Source organism: Fischerella sp., from assembly GCF_013388695.1.
Classification (GTDB): Bacteria; Cyanobacteriota; Cyanobacteriia; order Cyanobacteriales; family Nostocaceae; genus PCC9605.
In genome coordinates, this window is sequence record NZ_JACAEU010000132.1 from 23,202 (window position 1) to 41,614 (window position 18,413).

Sequence of the window (18,413 nt, forward strand, 5' to 3'; positions counted from 1 at the left end):
TTTGTTACAACAAAGGCGCTTTTTTCTTCAGATTTTTAAGACGTTTCTTAGAAAAAATTTTGTATTTTTCTGATACAATATGCCATGTGTGTTCCCATTTTATATCTCTTTAAGCTCAAGCTAAAAGAATGACTATTTTTACGGTTAAGTATAAAGCTCTGCTTCATTAAAAAATTTACCTGCTTGGTCTTTGGCAGATAAGATTGGTTGTCCAGACAAATGCCAATCTATCGATAAATTGGGGTCATTCCAGAGGATGCACCGTTCATATTGAGGAGCATAATAGTCTGTAGTCTTATAGAGGACTTCAGCAAATTCTGAAAGGACAACAAAGCCATGAGCAAAGCCTGGCGGTATCCAAATTTGGCGTTTGTTTTCGGCGCTGAGTTCACAACCCATCCACTTACCAAAAGTTAAGGAACTTTTTCTAATATCTACGGCAACATCAAATATACTACCAATCACGACTCGGACTAGCTTGCCTTGTGGTTGTTGAATTTGGTAGTGTAAACCACGCAAGACGTTTTGTTTGGAGCAAGAATGGTTGTCTTGAACAAAGTTAATTAAATTACCAGTTATATCAGTAAACTTTTGATAATTGTAGCTTTCAAAGAAAAACCCGCGATCATCTTGGAAGACTTGAGGTTCAATGATGAGAACCTCAGGAATTTCAGTAGAAATAATCTTCATGCTGCTTGGGGATTTACTACTTTGTTAGTTTCTAAAATGACTAATTTGCTAGCAAAAACTAAACAATGAAAGCAATATTAATCATAAATTATTTTCTATGTTATTTTTAATTTAAATTGCAAGAATATGACGCAATGTTGGTATTGGCGATCGCTCCCTTTAGAAAAGCGTACTGGTTCTGATATTTTCGCCGCATTATTTGGTTACAACCACACATCTACAATTGCTACTCTACTAGAAAGCCCCTATCTAGCATCAACAAATAATTCTCAACTCGCTCGTTATTCTATCTGTGCAGGCGCTCCTCGGTATGTGGATGGACACCCCCAAATATGGACTCCACCACTAGGAAAAGTTCTTCCCTTTCTTGAACAGTTACTGGCAAGAAAAGAAAACACTCTCCCTCTCCCTCTCACCCCCTCCTCCTCTCTCCCTTTCACAGGCGGTTGGCTGGGTTGGTTGGGCTACGACATTGCCTGGGAAATTGAACAGCTACCTTACACAAAATCTGATTCCTTGCCATTTCCAGTAGCTTTTTGGTACGAACCAGAGTGTTTTGCGGTTTTGGATCGCTGGGAACAAGTTTTGTGGTTAGCTGCCAGTAGTACAAGTGGGTTGGATGAGTTAGAGAGGAAACTCGAACAGGGAGATGGGGAGATGAAGAAAATCCACCCCACCACCCCACCACCCCATCACCCCATCACAGTTACTCCCCATTTCCAAACTTCTCAAGAAGAATACGAAGCAACAGTCAACCTTGCAAAAAAATACATTCAGGCTGGAGACATTTTTCAGGCCAATCTCTCGCTGCGGTTTGAAGCACAAACAACCGCTTCTGGTTGGGAAATTTACCGTGTTTTGCAGCAGATCAATCCTTCTCCTTTTGCTTGCTATTTCCGAACACCTTGGGGAGAAGTTATTAGCTGTTCGCCAGAAAGATTGGTACAGTCACAAAGATGTAGAGACGCGAAATTTCGCGTCTCTACTAGACCGATCGCTGGGACGCGATCGCGTGCGATCGCGCCAGAAAAAGACCAACAACTCGCAGCAGATTTACTTAGCAACACCAAAGAACGTGCTGAACACATCATGCTCGTGGACTTAGAGCGCAACGATCTAGGGCGTGTATGTGAATGGGGAAGTGTGGAAGTTGATGAATTGCTGACGATTGAGCGATATAGTCACGTCATGCATCTTGTCAGCAATATCAAAGGTATCTTAAGAAGCGATCTTAGTACCATTGATTTAATTCGCGCCATGTTCCCCGGTGGCACAATCACAGGTTGCCCAAAAGTCCGTTGTATGGAAATCATTGAGGAACTAGAACCTGTACGGCGTAGCCTGTTCTATGGTTCCTGCGGCTATTTAGATTGGCGGGGTAACTTAGACTTAAATATCTTAATTCGCACCCTGCTATTAGCTCCCTCTCTACCGAAGGAGAGGGAGTGGGGATTAGGAGCGAGAGGGAAAGGGGGGGAAGTGTTAAAACAACTCCCCCACTCCTGCACTCCTGCACTCCTGCACTCCCCCACTCCCTCACTCAACACCGTCTGGGGACAAGTTGGAGCAGGAATTGTGGCAGACAGCGATCCCGAGCGAGAATGGCATGAATCTCTGCACAAAGCTCAGGCACAACTAAAAGCACTACTGGGGACTGGGGATTAGGGACTAGGGACTAGGGACTGGGGACTAGGTATTAGGAAATAAGAAGAATCTTCTCCCAATCCCCAATCACCAATCACCAATCCCCAATCACCAATCCCCAATCATCAATCCCCAATCCCCAATCACCAATACCCACCAAATTATTCCAACTCAGCAAACCTTGACTGTTGGCTCTTGATTATTAAGTATTAAGTATTAACTATGGACTTATGACGTAATAGCGAAATCTAATGATGCAACTGGGAACTGAAATAGGATCTATCTTGAGAATGGGGAACTCGGCGTTTCCTCCGAAGGATAACGGGTAATGGGGAATAGGCAAAGAGGGATGTTCTTACGCAAGAAGTCTACTATCTCTTTTATTTTTTCCCGTACTTTTTCCCCTTGACCCTTGCCCTAAGTCTATTGGTAAGCTGTTTGTGAATTTGTACAACAAACGGCGGCAATTATGGCAGCATGGGTAGAGGGGAAACAAGGAGAGAATAAAATCAACAAGAGGGGAGAATGGGGAAACTCTATTTCTGTGTCTCTAACTCTTAATGTCCCCTGTTGTTGCCCCAAATGGCAGTTGTAATTTAGTTAGGACGGCAATATGCCTTAGCTGCTGCCATTTTCGCTGTCTGTTGCCAATTACATCGACATCTTTACCAACGCTATTGTGCCAAAAGTTGGCTGATTTCGCATTTGGAGTAAATATTCCAGTTCAATGGAAGTATCACCCTCACCAATGTTGGCATTCAACTGCGAAAACATACTATCTATTCTTACCTTCAAGTATTAAATGAATCCAGAAAGCTCAGAAACTTACATAAATCATCCAACTTGGGGTTTGCTTTATAGGATCTGTATGGTGGATGAAAACCAAGAATTATTCACTACACTGTATGCTCAACGTCTATTTTTTTTGGTAACAACTGATGCTAAAGGTCTCAAGTTTCAGCCGATAGGACGTACTGAGGCGAGAATGTTACTAGAAAATCGCTTGCGTAATCTGCGTCGCAGTGGACAAGCTCAAGATTACGATCAATTGCAGAGTATTTTCCAACGCACATTCCAATGAGCAGTTCGATTAGCGAACGTATTGCCACCGTGCGCGCACACCTACCAGCTTCGGTTCGGTTAATAGCTGTCACTAAGCAAGTACCAACTGATGTGATTCGCGCTGCCTATGCAGCAGGAATTCGGGATTTTGGTGAAAATCGCATTCAAGAAGCGATTGGCAAGCAAGCAGAGTTACAAGACTTATCAGATATTACTTGGCACTTTATTGGACATTTGCAAAGCAATAAAGCCAAAAAGGCCTTAGAAAACTTTCAGTGGATTCACTCAATAGATAATTTGAAGCTTGCACAGCGCTTAGACCAATTGGCACAACAATTAGGAGTAAGTCCTTATGTGTGCTTGCAAGTAAAAATTCTCCCCGATCCCAGTAAATCGGGCTGGAGTGTACCTCAACTTTTAGCTGACCTACCAACACTTAATCAATGCAAAAATTTACAAATTCAAGGTTTGATGACAATTCCGCCCTTAGGGTTGAATGATGCGGAAATCCTTGATGTATTTAATCGTACGCACGAACTAGCACAAGAAATCCGCGAACAAAACTGGCCTCACATTCAAGTGCGGCATTTGTCAATGGGAATGTCTAGTGATTACCAACTGGCAGTACAAGCAGGTGCAACGATGGTGCGCTTGGGAACTATTTTGTTTGGAGAGCGTACCCCGTAAGCGATCGCACATTTGAGATCCTCGCACAAACGCACAGTATCGCAGAGAATAATTGTTGACCGTTGTAGAGATGCTCTATTTGAAGCATCTCTACATTTTTTTGAGTATTTAAACTTGGTTAGTAAGTGACAAGGAAAGGAGGACATGAGGTGATGGGCAAGGGGCAAGTGGCAAGGGGCATGGGGCATAGGGCAAAGATAACGTTAAATCCCAATTCACTTCGGCCCGATTCCCAATCCCCAATAAACTTTGGTTAAGAAAAGTATGCAAACGAAATTACTTTTTTCCTGCATGTAAAAAAAATTAGAAAACGCTGGTTGGCGAGCGTACAAAGGATTGAGGATTGACAAAGGCAAACACACAGAAAATATAATGTGTAGGCAACTTTGCATACAAAAATAGTTAGGCTATAATCTGGACTCATTATTGCGTGCAAGCTATGCATAGACGTTCTGGGGGGCGTCCGTTCATCAGCAAAAGCCGTAGTATATGCTACAAACAACTATAGAATTGCTAAACTGTCCGCCCTCTGTAGCGGCGTAACTCGGCTGCATCAATTGTTGCCATATCAATAAGGGTGATTTGCACCAGGAGCGTACACTATGAACAATATTTTCTCTAAACTGAGAGATTTTGTTGGTTTAAATGAGCAAGTAGAATACGAGTACTATGAAGAAGAACCTGATACAGAAAGCTACCAGAATCTTTATCAGGAACAAAATCAGCAACCAATACCCCCACAAGAACCTACCTCTGCAAATCGACGTTGGCGCGAACCAGTGCCTACAATGAATCCAGATGTAGCAACAGCTTCTTCAAAGACGATGAGCAATGTGATTGGTATGCCAGGTGCAATTAATGGTATTTCAGAAGTTTTAGTCCTAGAACCGCGTACATTTGAAGAAATGCCGCAAGCTATTCAAGCATTGCGAGAGCGGAAATCAATTGTATTAAATTTGACGATTATGGACCCAGATCAAGCGCAGCGAGCGGTTGATTTTGTTGCGGGTGGCACTTATGCTCTTGATGGACATCAAGAGCGCATTGGCGAAAGCATCTTTTTGTTTACACCCAGCTGTGTGCAAGTTAGCACTCAAGGCGGAGTTCTTCACGAAGTACCTCAACCACCAGTGCGTACCCCACGCCCTGCAACAACTCCAAATCCGACTTGGGGAAATGAACCTAATCGCATGGTGCAATGAACTAGAATTAGTCATGAGTCATGAGTCATTAGTTCAAAATCTAATGACCAATGATCCTTACGGGTTCACCAGTCGCTCATGGGGGAGACCCCCAAGACCGCGCTGGCTCACCAATGACCAATGACCATTGACCAATGACAATCAAATTTAGTTTAATTGGTGGCGGGGTAATGGGAGAAGCTTTATTATCCCGCCTTATTGCTCGTTCAATTTATCAACCATCAGAAGTGATGGTTAGTGAACCGCAGTCTGCACGTCAGGATTTTCTAGCGCATCAGTACAATGTGGCTGTGACAGCTGATAACTGCCTGGTTTTCAAACAAGCAACAGAAGTGGTGTGTTTGGCGGTTAAACCTCAGGTATTCAGTGCGATCGCCCAAGAGTTAGCAGATGTCATCGATAAAGGATATTCGCCGCTAGTAGTTTCTGTGTTGGCAGGTGTACCTCTAACTCATCTCGAAGCAGCTTTTCCCCAATTGCCAGTCATTCGCGCCATGCCCAATACACCCGCAACAGTAGGTGCAGGCATCACCGCCATCACCCCTGGCGCTTATACCCATGCCAATCATCTGGAAATAGCACGGCAGCTGTTTTCTGCGGTAGGGGAAGTAGTAGAAGTTCCCGAATCGCTGATGGATGCAGTCACTGGACTATCGGGTAGTGGCCCTGCTTACGTAGCGTTAATGGTAGAAGCACTTGCTGATGGCGGAGTTGCCGCAGGTTTATCCAGAGCGATCGCTTATCGACTAGCTTTACAAACCGTCTTGGGAACAGCGCAGTTATTGCACGACACCAAAATCCACCCAGCAGAACTCAAAGACCGCGTTACCAGTCCTGGCGGGACAACAATTGCTGGCATTGCCCAATTAGAACGCTCAGCATTTCGCTCAGCTTTAATTGAGGCAGTCAAAGCAGCTACGATTCGCTCCCAGGAATTGGGGAAGTGAGGGGAGTGGGAGATGGGGAGATGGGGTGATGGGGAGAGTGGGGGAATAACCACTAACCAATGTACAGACGTGCCATGGCACGTCTCTACAACCACTAACCACCAACAACCAACCACCAACCACCAACTATTTCCTAAGTAATGGTACAATTTATAATTTAGCTACTACCTATGAAGGTTTGATTTGTTGAGGTGATTCTGGATGAATCGCCATGAGAGATTGAAATAATATAGTAAACAGTCTGGTTGCAATTGTGATTGAGTGAATTATTCTGCCCTGTCTCCAGAAGTTGATCCCAGTTCTATATTTCCTTTTGAACTGGATAAATTCCAGCTAGATGCGATCGCTTCTCTAAATGCTGGAAGGTCTGTCGTTGTGTGTGCGCCCACGGGTTCGGGCAAAACGTTAGTGGGGGAATATGCCATCTATCGTGCTTTGGCGCGAGGAAAGCGAGTGTTTTATACTACCCCTCTAAAAGCACTTTCCAATCAAAAGCTACGCGACTTTCGCGAACAATTTGGTTTTGATTTCGTTGGATTGTTAACTGGAGATGCCAGCATCAACCGGGATGCGCCGATTGTAGTGATGACTACAGAAATTTTCCGGAACATGCTTTACGGCACACCCATTGGGCAGGTCGGTATCTCCTTAACAGATGTGGAGGCAGTGGTGCTAGATGAGTGCCACTACATGAACGATCGCCAACGGGGGACTGTTTGGGAAGAATCAATTATTTATTGTCCCCGTGAAGTTCAACTAGTAGCATTGTCGGCCACAGTTGCTAACAGCGAACAACTCACAGATTGGCTAAATCAAGTTCACGGCCCTACAGACTTGATTTATTCAGATTTTCGCCCTGTTCCCTTGGAATTCCATTTTGGCAATATCAAGGGAGTATTTCCGCTATTGAATGAGGACAATACTCAAATCAATCCCCGCCTACTCAAAAAGGGGAGAAGGAAAGAGTATGAAAAAGGCAAGGGCAATCGCAAACCAGAAGCCCCTAGCATAAATTTTATCCTCAGCCATCTCCAACAACGGGACATGCTACCGGCGATTTACTTTATTTTTAGCCGTCGGGGATGCGATAAAGCTGTGGCAGAAGTGGGCGATCTGTGGCTAGTCAATGAGCAAGAGGCACAGCAATTACGGCTGCAAATTGACGAATTTTTAACCCGCAACCCAGAAGCAGGGCGTTCTGGACATATTGCCCCTCTGTACCGAGGTATAGCCGCACACCATGCGGGGATTTTGCCCGCTTGGAAAGTTTTGGTAGAAGAACTATTTCAGCAGGGGCTGATTAAGGTAGTATTCGCAACTGAGACACTGGCAGCAGGAATTAATATGCCTGCTCGGACAACAGTCATTTCCAGTATTTCCAAGCGCACCGACACCGGACACCGCATGTTGACAGCTTCTGAGTTCCTACAAATGGCGGGTAGGGCTGGTCGTCGTGGTATGGATGAAGTGGGTCATGTGGTGACACTGCAAACTCCTTTTGAGGGAGCAGAACATGCAGCAGCTTTGGCAATCAAAAAACCAGACCCCTTGGTCAGCCATTTTACGCCTAGTTATGGCATGGTGTTAAACTTGTTGCAGATTCACACCTTAGAAGAAGCTAGAGAATTAGTAGAACGTAGCTTTGGGCAGTATTTGGCGAATTTGCACTTACGGCCAAGACAGCAGCATATTGCTGAACTACAAGCAGAACTAGCCCAAATTCAGACGCAAATTGCTGCTGTGGAGGAAAGCGAACTTGCTAGCTATGAAAAATTGCGACAACGCCTGAAAGTAGAACAAAAACTGTTAAAGACGCTGCAAGAGCAAGCATTAGAAGCCCGGCAAGAAGAATTAGCAATGATGTTAAACTTTGCCGTGTCGGGAACATTACTAAGCTTGAAGGGCAAAAATATTACAGTATCGTCGCCGATCACTGCGGTGTTAGTAGGAAAAGCTCAAGTTTCCGGGCAGAACCCCTACTTAGTATGTTTGGGGAAAGATAACCGTTGGTATGTGGCCACAACGGCAGATGTAGTAAATTTGTATGCAGAATTACCGCGAATTGATGTGCCTCCTGAGTTGCTACCACCAGCAGAAATGCCATTGAAGCCAGGACAGTCATATCCTGGTAACGAGGAAAATTTCGCGATCGCCTCACAAATACCCGAACCAGATGATTCTCTGCATATAGCACCAGAGGTAGCAGAACAACTCCGGCACGTTGCTGCTTTGCAAGAGGAATTTGAGGCTCACCCCCTACGTAAAGCCGGCAATGTCGGTAGTATTTTTAAAGGCAAGGTACGGGCCTTTGAATTAGAAGCAGAAATTCAAGAGTTACAAGCACAGATAGAGCAACAATCCCAGCGACATTGGGAAGAGTTTCTTAACCTAATTGAAATTTTGCAGTACTTTGAATGTTTAGATAATTTAGTCCCTACCCAATTAGGACAAATAGCGGCAGCAATTCGAGGTGAAAATGAATTATGGCTGGGTTTAGTGCTTGCCAGTGGAGAACTTGACAACCTCGATCCACACCATTTAGCAGCTGCGGCTGCGGCTTTAGTCACAGAAACTCCGCGTCCAGACAGCAAAGTACGCTTTGATGTCAGCAACGAAGTTGCAGAAGCTTTAGCAAAACTACGCGGAATTCGCCGCAAGATGTTCCAGCTGCAACGTCGATATAATGTGGCTTTACCTATCTGGTTGGAATTTGAGTTAATTTCCTTAGTGGAACAATGGGCGCTAGGGATGGATTGGATTGAACTGTGCGATAACACCAGTTTGGATGAAGGTGATGTTGTAAGGATTTTACGCCGAACCTTAGATTTGTTATCGCAAATTCCCCACGTACCGTATTTGTCAGAATCTTTGCGGCGCAATACTTACCGTGCCATACAGTTGATTGATAGATTCCCGGTAAATGAAGTAGTCGAGTAGTTGGGACAGCCAAAAGCTCTTAATTCTCGTTACCAGGAATTCTCGTTACTAGGTTGAACCTAGTAACGAGGGTTTGGAGGCTCAGCCTCCGAGTTATTGCATCGGCGTGCGAGATGTGAAATTAGGGACTATTCTCTGTGCGCTCATGATTTTGAAAATCCCCCTTAATGCCCTGAAATGGGAAACTAAGGGGGATTTTTAGGTTTTGAAAACAAGCCTTTGAATGGGCTGTTTTCTTTTAATTCTTCCCTTGGCTATTGCCAAAAAAAGACAAACGGGAAGATAAACGACTTCTTGAGTGTATGAACAATAAACTCATCTGTTCAGGTTAGCGAGTAAATATGGTAAAAGAGAAGAATCAAAGAAAGCTTTTATCGTATGAGTGAGCATTTCATTGCCCTGCCAGAGAATGTTTACCGTCACCTGCTAGCTGTTGCCCAATCACAGGGAATGACACCTGCTGATTGGATTGCATCACAGCTGCCGCCAGATGTTGACCAGCAAAAACCGCTGGCAACTTCCTTGTCAGATCTAATTGGATCTATTAACAGTCAGGTTGAACCTCCTCAGACCTACCAGAAAACTGTCTTTGGTGAAGCGATCGCCACTAAGCTTGCCAAGCAGGGTATTCGCAGACCGTGATTCTGGCTGATACTGCACCGTTGATTGCTTTGATTGATGCGGGACAGGGAGAAGCGCATCATCGTTGTGTCGAAGCCTATCAAAAGATAACCAATCCCCTGATAACAACATGGTGCTGTTTTACAGAAGCCATGTATTTCTTGCATCAGTTACGAGGTTGGTTTGCCCAGGATATCCTGTGGCAATTTGTTGAACGGAAAGCACTTTATTTGCATACATCAGGCATTGATGAGCAGCAAAGAATTCGAGAACTGATGAAGCAGTATCAGGACGTGCCGATGGATTTGGCAGATGCTTCTCTTGTCTCTGCTGCCGAGACATTAAATATCAGTCGGATTTTTTCGCTGGACAGCGATTTTTATATTTATCGTTTACAGGGAAAGAAGGCATTTGAGGTAATTCCTTAAATTACTCCTTAAATTAGGGTTATTTCATTCTCGCCTAGCCCCCTAGCCCCCATAGTTAAGTAGGGTGTGTTACGGCTAAAATCGGATTTGAGCGATGATTCAGAAGCTTGTGCCGTAACGCACCATAATTGAACGGTGCGTTAGACGCATTAAAGTTTTTCGTCAAAATCATATACACTCGTGCGTCTAACGCACCCTACATGAATTTTATCTTTGTTTCATAAATTCTCTGGATCAATACCCAATTCTCGCAGTTTCGCTGCTAGGCGTTCAGCTTTTTGTGTTTCTCGTTCAGCAACTTCTTCCGGCGTAGGAACTAGTTGTCCTTCCGCAGTAAAATAACGCAATTTATTTTCATGAACACCCAAGTACAAACTTAGCTGCTGACTCCACAACCAACCTTGGGGATTGGGTTCTATAGGCTGATAAGTACCACCAAGCAAAATAAACCCAGCAAATTCTAAATTATTCGGGTCAAACCAAAAGTATTCGGGTGTACGAAAGATATCTTGATATATCTGTTTTTTTAAACCTTTATCTGTCGCTGCTGTTGAATTTGATAGTAGTTCTATAATTAAGTTCGGATATTTGCCTTCTTCTTCCCAAACCACCCAACTTTTACGCGGCTTGCGTTCAGTTCCCAGCACGACAAAAAAATCTGGCCCCCGGAAGTCCTCTGACTTACGCTGGCGTGGACTGTAGTAAATCGTTAAATTACCGCCAGCGTAAAAGTCATTGCGGTTTTGCCACCACAATTCTAAACACTGTAATAGCAGAATGATCTGGCGTAGATGTAAATCACTTTCCAACGGCGGCTCGTCACTATATAAATCCCCTGTCATCTCTACTCCTATAGTCTTCCCAATATTCTTTTGCTCTCGCAATATCTTTTTCTTGAGTGCTTTGATCACGTAGGAAGACTAAATTAAACAAAAAGCTTGTAGTAAGAGCTTTAGCTCTTAAAATTCTTACAGAGAGCGATAAATCGCTCACTACGAACAAGGCTTTCATCTTACATTTAATTATGTCTATTTACTTATTCAAATTTTTTCCAACCGCACTACAGCATTGTAATCAGGTACACCTTCTGTAGAACGCTTACTTTTATCTAGCAACACATTCCCCTCAGGCCAGTGTACCTGTAAATTTCTTGGTTGAATGGGTGCAATATATACTCGTCCTTTGAACTGTCCCAATTCATTCTTGAGAATTACTGCATCCCCATCTTTTAACTCTAGCTTGGCTGCATCCGAGGCATTCATTAACACTGCTTCGCGTACTGCGCCAGTAATAGTATCTTTGCTTTCTTGCACCATGCTGTTGAATTGTTTACCACGGCGCGTTGCTACTAAAAAGCAGCCTTCTGGTAATTCCTTTTGAGGTGGAGATAATACCGTAAAGTGTGCTTTACCATCTGCTGTCGGAAAGTTCCAACCAAAGCACAGATGAGAACCGCCATATTGAAATTGATCTCCTGCTGATTGCAAATGTTGAATACCTGCGTACTGCGGAATGACTCGGGCAATTTCTTGTCGCATCATAGATGTATTTTCAAAATGTAGAGACGTTGCATGCAACGTCTCTACACGCACGCGCCTTGCCAATTCCATGAATACTTCCCATTCCGGACGCGCCTCACCTACCCTAGGGCCGGGAATTTCTGGGCTAAAAATGACTCGGCGTTCGGTGCTAGTCTCGGTGACTCCGCCAGGTATTTCGTAGCGAGTTGTGGCGGGTAACAGCACCACGGTATCGCTTGGTTCTACTAACATCTGACTGGAAAGCACAATATCCATGTGTATCCGCAAAGGAACGCGCTTTAAAGCATCTTCTACGTAGTCGGGTTCTGGTAGCACTTCCAAGAAATTGCCCCCAACGGAGAACAACACATCTAATTGTCCTTGGTAGGCTGCATCAATCATTTCGGCAGCAATTAAACCCTTACTCGCAGGTACTTCAAACCCCCAAAGCTGGCTTAACTGTGCAGCATTTTCAGGGGTGATCGGCTTACCACCAGGAAACACTGTTGCGTAACAACCCATCTCCGCACCACCCTGCACGCCAGAATGTCCGCGAATTGGCATTAAGCCGCATCCTTCGCGACCAACAAAACCTTTGGTGAGTGCTAAATTGATGATGGCTCTCACATTATCTTCGCCGCATTCGTGCTGGGTAATGCCCATACTCCAGACAAACACGGCTTTTTGGGCTTCTGCAACCATTTTGGCAAAAGTGTACATTTGTTCGCGAGTGCTGCCAGAAAGTTGCTCTAATTCTTCCCAAGATTGATTTGATAGTGCGGCTTTTAGTTCTGCAAAACCAGTAGTGTAGCGATCGCTAAACGACTGGTCTACCCAATCATTAGCAATCATATGCTTGATTGTGCCATTTAAAAATGCTATGTCGCCGCCCATGTTCACTAAGAAGAAATCTTCGGCAAACTTGGTACCAAACAAGGCGCTTTCAGGTATGGAAGGCACCCAGTAGCGTTCCATTCCTGGTTCGCGATAGGTGTTAATGACTACAATCTTTGTCCCAGCTTTTTTGGCGTAATGCAGATATTTGACGGTGACAGGCTGGTTATTGGCTACATTCGAGCCAATGAAGACTAATAAGTCAGTACCCACCCAGTCTTTATAAGAACAGGTAGTAGCGCCGACACCAAGGGCGGCTTTGAGTCCGGCGGTACTGGGAGAATGGCAAATACGGGCAGCATTATCAATATTATTTGTCCCCATTGCCCGTACAGCTTTTTGGGTGGCGTAGTAAGTTTCGTTGACAGTGCCGCGACTGGTAATGTAAAAACTGAGGCGGTCTGGTGTAGTGGCACGAATGCGTGCAGCAATTACGTCTAAAGCTTCATCCCAGCTTACTCGACGAAAACCCTTTTCCCCACATCGGCGGATCATGGGGTAGGGAAGGCGTCCCAATTCTCGTAATGCCACACTTTTTTGCTTTTGTAACTGTTCTACATCTTCTAACAGTTGGGGATCAAAAGCTGGCATGGTGTTCATCCGCAACAACCGTAACCGGACATTGCATAGATGAATTCCGTCTAAAGTCCAATCTTTCATCCCGGTTGTACCTAAAGCACAACCGTCACAAACTCCCTTGTTGAGGATATTCCATGCATAAGGCAGGCGATCGCGCGACAGCCAAATAGCACGAAAGACTTCCCAATAATTGTTAGGGTACTGCTCCCCGATACCAAAAGGCTTCCAACTTGCCCAGTTAGAGGGTGTCCAACGCTTTTTCGGTTTCCGCAACATAGGAAGGATAAAAGATAAAGTTTGAAGGCAAAAGGGTAAATCTTCACCCTTCATACTTCACACTTTAGCTTTAAGTATTGGGTTTTGCCGTTGTTAACTTCCGCTTGTTTCAACGAAAGCCCGATCTAAACAAGCCTGTAATTTTTCTGCCAGCACTTGTACATGAGGTTCTTCTAGACAAGTTAGATGCAAACCAGGAACGGAAAGAACATCTAGTCGTCCTGTGACGAAATTACCCCAGCCATATACCGGGCCACATTGTAGACCTACAGTTTGTTGAAAGTAACGTTTCATTTGCTCAGTCAGCAAGAGAACCATTTGACCTGGGTAGACTTGGACAACATATTCTTTCTTTGCCTGCGTGTTAGCATCGATAATCTTTAGATGCTCAGGTGTAGAAGATAGAGGGTTTTCTTCCACATGCAACTTGAGAAGATCATATTCTATATAACACTTTAACCACTGATACCATAGCTGAATTCTTTCCCAAATGTAGGCAGACCCTCCGCGAAGAATATTATTTAAATGCAGCGGAATTCGCTTCAAGAATGGTAAGCGCGTCTTCACATTGGGAAGAAAAGAATCAAATAAAACTAAAATTCCGATCCTCTCACCTTGCTTGTGGAGTTGCTGCGCCATCTCGAAGGCGACTAACCCGCCAAAGGAGTACCCACTCAGAAAATAAGGGCCATGAGGTTGAACCGTTCGGATTTGTTGAATATAGTACGACGCCATATCTTCAATCCGTGTTAAGGGGGGTCGTTTGCCATCAAGTCCTTGTGGTTGCAATCCGTATATCGGTTGATCCGTCCCCAAATGCAATGACAAATTCCGGTAGCAGAGAACTTCTCCAGCTAGACCATGAACACAGAATAACGGCGGCTTTGAGCCATTGGGATTAATTGCGACTAGAGATGACCAATTTTCTGGAGTTTGACTTTGGCTAGTTGCTAATTCCTCTTTTGGGTGAATAATTTGAGCAAGAGCCTCAATAGTTCCAGATTGAAACAGGATAGCTAAGGGAAGTTTTTTACCAAATTGCGTCTCGATTTTCGCGAATAAGTTTAAAGCCAGGAATGAATGTCCACCTAAATCAAAGAAGTTATCTTTAATACCAATGGCTTGAATGCCTAATACTTCTTCCCAAATCTGGGTTAGTTGGTATTCTATTTGATTTCGGGGGGCAACAAAGGTTTTTGCGTCCTCTTGTCTGATTCGCTCAGGTGCGGGTAAGGCTCGACAATCTACTTTACCATTGGGATTTAAAGGTAAAGCCTCTAGCACTACAAAGGCTGAGGGAATCATGTAATTAGGCAGCTTTTCACGCAGGAAATGCCGTAGTTGATTCGCTGTAGCATTTTGCTGAGGCTTGAGGACGACATAGGCAACCAAGCATTTGTCACCAGGAACATCTTCGCGTACAGTTACCAGTGCCTGTTGTACAGCAGGATTTTGATTAAGGGTAGCTTCAATCTCTCCCAACTCAATGCGGAAGCCACGCATCTTGATTTGGTCGTCAATGCGACCGAGGTATTCGATGTTGCCATCGCTCGTGTAGCGGACTAAATCGCCAGTTTTGTACAAGCGTGCTCCTGCTTGCTGGCTAAAGGGATTGGAGATGAATTTTTCAGTTGTCAAATCTGGGCTGTTAAGGTATCCCCGTGCTAATCCCACACCACTAATGTGCAATTCGCCAGGTACGCCAATTGGCACAGGTTGTAAATGAGAGTCGAGAATATACACTTGGGTGTTGGCGATCGCGCGACCGATGATTGGCTTGATTTGAGACATTTGCAACTTGCAAAGCGTCGCATCGACAGTGCATTCTGTTGGGCCGTAAACGTTGTAAAAATTAATGTTTTGAGCTTGGGTTAAAGTTTGCCAAGTAGAAGGGGCGATCGCTTCTCCTCCAACCAGTACGCACTTAGGTACATCACCCCCAAGCAACCCTGCCCTTATTAACAGTTCCAATTGCGATGGCGTGCAGTCAAATACGTCGATTTTGTGGTCTTGCAGGTAAGATAACGAGGCATCCCCATCAAATCGCACCATTTCCGGCACTATGTAGAGAGTATGGCCTTTGAGTAACTGAATAAATTGTTTAACCGAAGTATCAAAACTCAAAGACCCATTTAAACTGACTCGCAGTTGTGAATCCTGAAATTCGGCATAGACCGCTTTGTGCAGACCCTCCAAAAGATTTACAACACACTTATGTTCGATCAAAACTCCCTTCGGCTTACCTGTAGAACCGGAAGTATAAATGACGTAAGCTAAATTACCAGAGGTGACACCACTGACAACATTCTCCTCACTTTCAGCAGAAATTACAGTCCATTCTGTATCAATGCATACGCACCTGGGGATTTGAGGTAACTTGGACAGCAATTTTTCTTGAGTCAGCAACACCGATACACCGGCATCCTCCAGCATAGAGGCGAGGCGCTCAATCGGATAATTGGGGTCAACGGGTACATAAGCCCCACCTGCTTTAAGAATCCCCAGTAGTCCTACGATTATTTCTAGGTCGCGTTCTACACAAATACCCACCAGTACTTCTGGCCCTACTCCCAAACCACGTAAGTAGTGCGCGAGTTGATTCGCTCGTTGATTTAGTTGCCTGTAAGTGAGTTGTTTATCCTCAAACACCACCGCTACTGCATCAGGGGTGCGTTCCACCTGCTCCTCAAATAACTGATGAATACACTTGTGTTGGGGATACTCGGTTTGAGTATTGTTCCATTCAAACAGCAATTGCTGTTGTTCTGCTGCTGTCAGTAGAGGCAATTGGGAAATAGGCTGTGCGGGATTAGCTACAATACCTTCTAGCAAAGTCTGGAGATGACCAATCATGCGGGTAATTGTATCCGCATCAAACAGATCGGTACGGTATTCTATCCGGCCAATCATACCTTCGGGTCTTTCATCCATTTCAATGCATAAATGGAACTTGGCTGTACCCGAATGAATATCCATCTGGCTAATTGTCCACCCCAGATCGTGACATTCTGGCAAAGGAGGCTCAAGGACAAACGCTACTTGAAAAAGAGGGTTTTGACCCAATTGACGTTCTGGTTGGAGTACTTCTACTAATTTCTGAAAAGGCAAGTCTTGGTGAGCATAAGCCTCTAGAGTTACCTCTCGTATGCGCTTCAATAGCTCTCGAAAAGTGGGATTGCCAGAGAGATCGGTACGCAGAACTAAATTATTGAGGAAATTTCCCATTACCCCTTCCACTTCCGGTCGGTTCCGTCCTGCTGTCACCGTGCCGATCGCAATGTCTTCTTGGTTTGAATAACGATAAAGTAAGGTTTTAATCGCCGTCGCCAGCGTCATGAAGAGTGTTGTTCCCTCTTGACGACTTAGTATCTTGAGCTTTTCTGTTAAGCTCTTGGACAGTGCGAAACTTTGCTGCGATCCCTGAAACGTTAACTCTGTTAGCTGTGGACGGTTAGTAGGTAACTGCAACGTGGGTAGATTAGCTAGCTTTTGCTGCCAGTAGGCTAGCTGAGTCAACAAAATTTCTTCTTGAAGCCATTGCCGTTGCCAAGCCGCAAAATCTGCGTACTGGAGCGTTAACTCCGGTAGAGGTGAAGGTTGATTACTAGCGAAGGCGGTGTATAGTGCTTGCAATTCTGGCAGAAGAATGCTATACACTGATACTCCATCCATCACCAAATGATGTATAGCTAAATATAGCCTGTTGTCTGCCTCATCCAGCTGTATCAACATCGGGCGCAGAAGTGGCCCTTGAGCAAGATCAAAGGGTTGCGTTAAATATTCTGTGGCTAACCGTAGGGCTTCTGCTTCTCGTTTCCGATCGGGGAATTGGCGCAGATCCACTATTGGCAATGTGACAGGAAAAGCAGGATGAATTACCTGAATGGTTTTCCCGTCTGCTGTTGCAAAGGTGGTTCGCAAAATTTCGTGACGCCGCACGAACTCTGTAAGACTCTTTTCTAAGGCAGCAAAATTAATGCCTCCCCCTAAGCGAATGGTGCAGGTTTCGTTATAGATAGGTTCCTCTGGATGCAATTGCGTGAGAAACCAATATAGTTCCTCAGTAAAAGAGAGAGGCAAGGTTTGGTTGCGTGAAATTGGTTGTATGGACAGTGCTTGTAATCCCTGCTGTTTCTGACAAGTGGCTTCAACGCTCTTTGCCAAATCAGCTACTGTAGGGTACTCAAAGCAAGCACTCACAGGCAAGTCCACTTGCAGAATGTCACGCACCCGAGAAATCACTTTGGCTGCCAACAGTGAATCTCCACCTAGTTCAAAGAAGTTATCGTTAATGCCAACTTCAACCCCTAAGATTTCAACCCAGACGCTAGCTAAGACTTTCTCGGTGTGAGTGCGGGGTGCAAGGAAACTGGTTGAGCGATTAAAACACGAAGCATCGGGTACAGGTAAAGCACGATGATCGATTTTACCATTGGGATTTAATGGCAAGGCATCCATGAATACAAAGGCACTAGGCACCATGTAATCGGGTAACTGCTCTTGTAAAAAGCGGCGCAATTCGCCTTGAGTGGGAATTTGCTCTGAGTTCGCCACGATGTATGCTACAAGTCGTTTGTCTCCAGGAACGTCTTCGCGGACAATGGCGATCGCTTGTTGCAGGAGCGAATGTTGATTAAGTACAGCGGCAATTTCTCCTAACTCTATGCGGAAACCACGAATTTTGACTTGCTCATCAACGCGGCCAAGAAACTGGATGTTTCCATCTGGCAAGTATCGTGCCAAGTCGCCAGTTTTGTATAATCGTGCACTAGAATCTGAATCAAAGGGATGCTGGATAAACCGCTCTTTAGTCAAATCCGGACGGTTGAAATAGCCTCGCGCCAGACCCACGCCACCGATGTATAACTCTCCACAGTCACCATCTGCAACTGGCTGTAAATTTTCATCCAAAATATAAATCTCAGC

General features: G+C 44.7%; 13 protein-coding genes. 8 read left to right on the forward strand and 5 right to left on the reverse strand.

Features of this window, described 5'->3' with window-relative positions; translation table 11 throughout:
• Positions 1–144: 144 nt before the first annotated feature.
• Positions 145–690, reverse strand: a complete 546-nt coding sequence (gene rfbC / locus HXY43_RS17730; RefSeq protein ID WP_290885409.1) for a dTDP-4-dehydrorhamnose 3,5-epimerase — start codon at positions 688–690, stop codon at positions 145–147.
• A 126-nt stretch (positions 691–816) separates the two neighbouring features.
• Between rfbC and HXY43_RS17735 the strand changes: the two genes are divergently transcribed.
• Positions 817–2,355, forward strand: a complete 1,539-nt coding sequence (locus HXY43_RS17735; RefSeq protein ID WP_290885412.1) for an anthranilate synthase component I — start codon at positions 817–819, stop codon at positions 2,353–2,355.
• Between the two features lie 630 nt (positions 2,356–2,985).
• Here HXY43_RS17735 and HXY43_RS17740 read toward each other — a convergent pair.
• Positions 2,986–3,108: a hypothetical protein gene (locus tag HXY43_RS17740; RefSeq protein ID WP_269321073.1), complete on the reverse strand. Its 123-nt coding sequence runs from the start codon at positions 3,106–3,108 to the stop codon at positions 2,986–2,988.
• A gap of 28 nt (positions 3,109–3,136) precedes the next feature.
• Here HXY43_RS17740 and pipX point away from each other — a divergent pair, with 28 nt between their 5' ends.
• The 7 genes from pipX to HXY43_RS17775 all read left to right on the forward strand — a co-directional run bounded on the left by pipX (position 3,137) and on the right by HXY43_RS17775 (position 10,218).
• A complete protein-coding gene (gene pipX, locus HXY43_RS17745; RefSeq protein ID WP_290885415.1) occupies positions 3,137–3,415 on the forward strand; it encodes a transcriptional coactivator PipX in 279 nt (92 codons plus the stop codon).
• On the forward strand, positions 3,412–4,083 hold the full coding sequence (locus HXY43_RS17750) for a YggS family pyridoxal phosphate-dependent enzyme (protein ID WP_026735253.1): 672 nt from the start codon (positions 3,412–3,414) through the stop codon (positions 4,081–4,083). Before pipX ends, HXY43_RS17750 begins: the two co-directional genes overlap by 4 nt.
• A 602-nt stretch (positions 4,084–4,685) precedes the next feature.
• A complete protein-coding gene (locus HXY43_RS17755; RefSeq protein WP_026735254.1) occupies positions 4,686–5,285 on the forward strand; it encodes a cell division protein SepF in 600 nt (199 codons plus the stop codon).
• Between the two features lie 134 nt (positions 5,286–5,419).
• A complete protein-coding gene (gene proC / locus HXY43_RS17760) occupies positions 5,420–6,232 on the forward strand; it encodes a pyrroline-5-carboxylate reductase (protein WP_026735255.1) in 813 nt (270 codons plus the stop codon).
• A gap of 261 nt (positions 6,233–6,493) precedes the next feature.
• Entirely contained in the window at positions 6,494–9,169 is a 2,676-nt protein-coding gene (locus HXY43_RS17765; RefSeq protein ID WP_290885422.1) for an RNA helicase, read from the forward strand.
• A gap of 378 nt (positions 9,170–9,547) precedes the next feature.
• Positions 9,548–9,811, forward strand: a complete 264-nt coding sequence (locus tag HXY43_RS17770) for a hypothetical protein (RefSeq protein WP_290885425.1) — start codon at positions 9,548–9,550, stop codon at positions 9,809–9,811.
• On the forward strand, positions 9,808–10,218 hold the full coding sequence (locus HXY43_RS17775; protein WP_290885428.1) for a type II toxin-antitoxin system VapC family toxin: 411 nt from the start codon (positions 9,808–9,810) through the stop codon (positions 10,216–10,218). The genes HXY43_RS17770 and HXY43_RS17775 overlap by 4 nt, the downstream gene beginning before the upstream one ends.
• 218 nt (positions 10,219–10,436) lie before the next feature.
• Here the strand turns inward: HXY43_RS17775 and HXY43_RS17780 are convergent, their stop codons facing one another.
• From HXY43_RS17780 to HXY43_RS17790, 3 genes are all read right to left on the reverse strand, one after another.
• A complete protein-coding gene (locus HXY43_RS17780) occupies positions 10,437–11,060 on the reverse strand; it encodes a Uma2 family endonuclease (protein ID WP_290885431.1) in 624 nt (207 codons plus the stop codon).
• Between the two features lie 198 nt (positions 11,061–11,258).
• The gene (locus HXY43_RS17785; protein WP_290885439.1) at positions 11,259–13,487 is read right to left on the reverse strand and encodes an FdhF/YdeP family oxidoreductase; all 2,229 of its coding nucleotides are present in this window, start codon (positions 13,485–13,487) and stop codon (positions 11,259–11,261) included.
• A gap of 93 nt (positions 13,488–13,580) precedes the next feature.
• A complete protein-coding gene (locus HXY43_RS17790) occupies positions 13,581–18,398 on the reverse strand; it encodes a non-ribosomal peptide synthetase (RefSeq protein ID WP_290885434.1) in 4,818 nt (1,605 codons plus the stop codon).
• Positions 18,399–18,413: the final 15 nt, after the last annotated feature.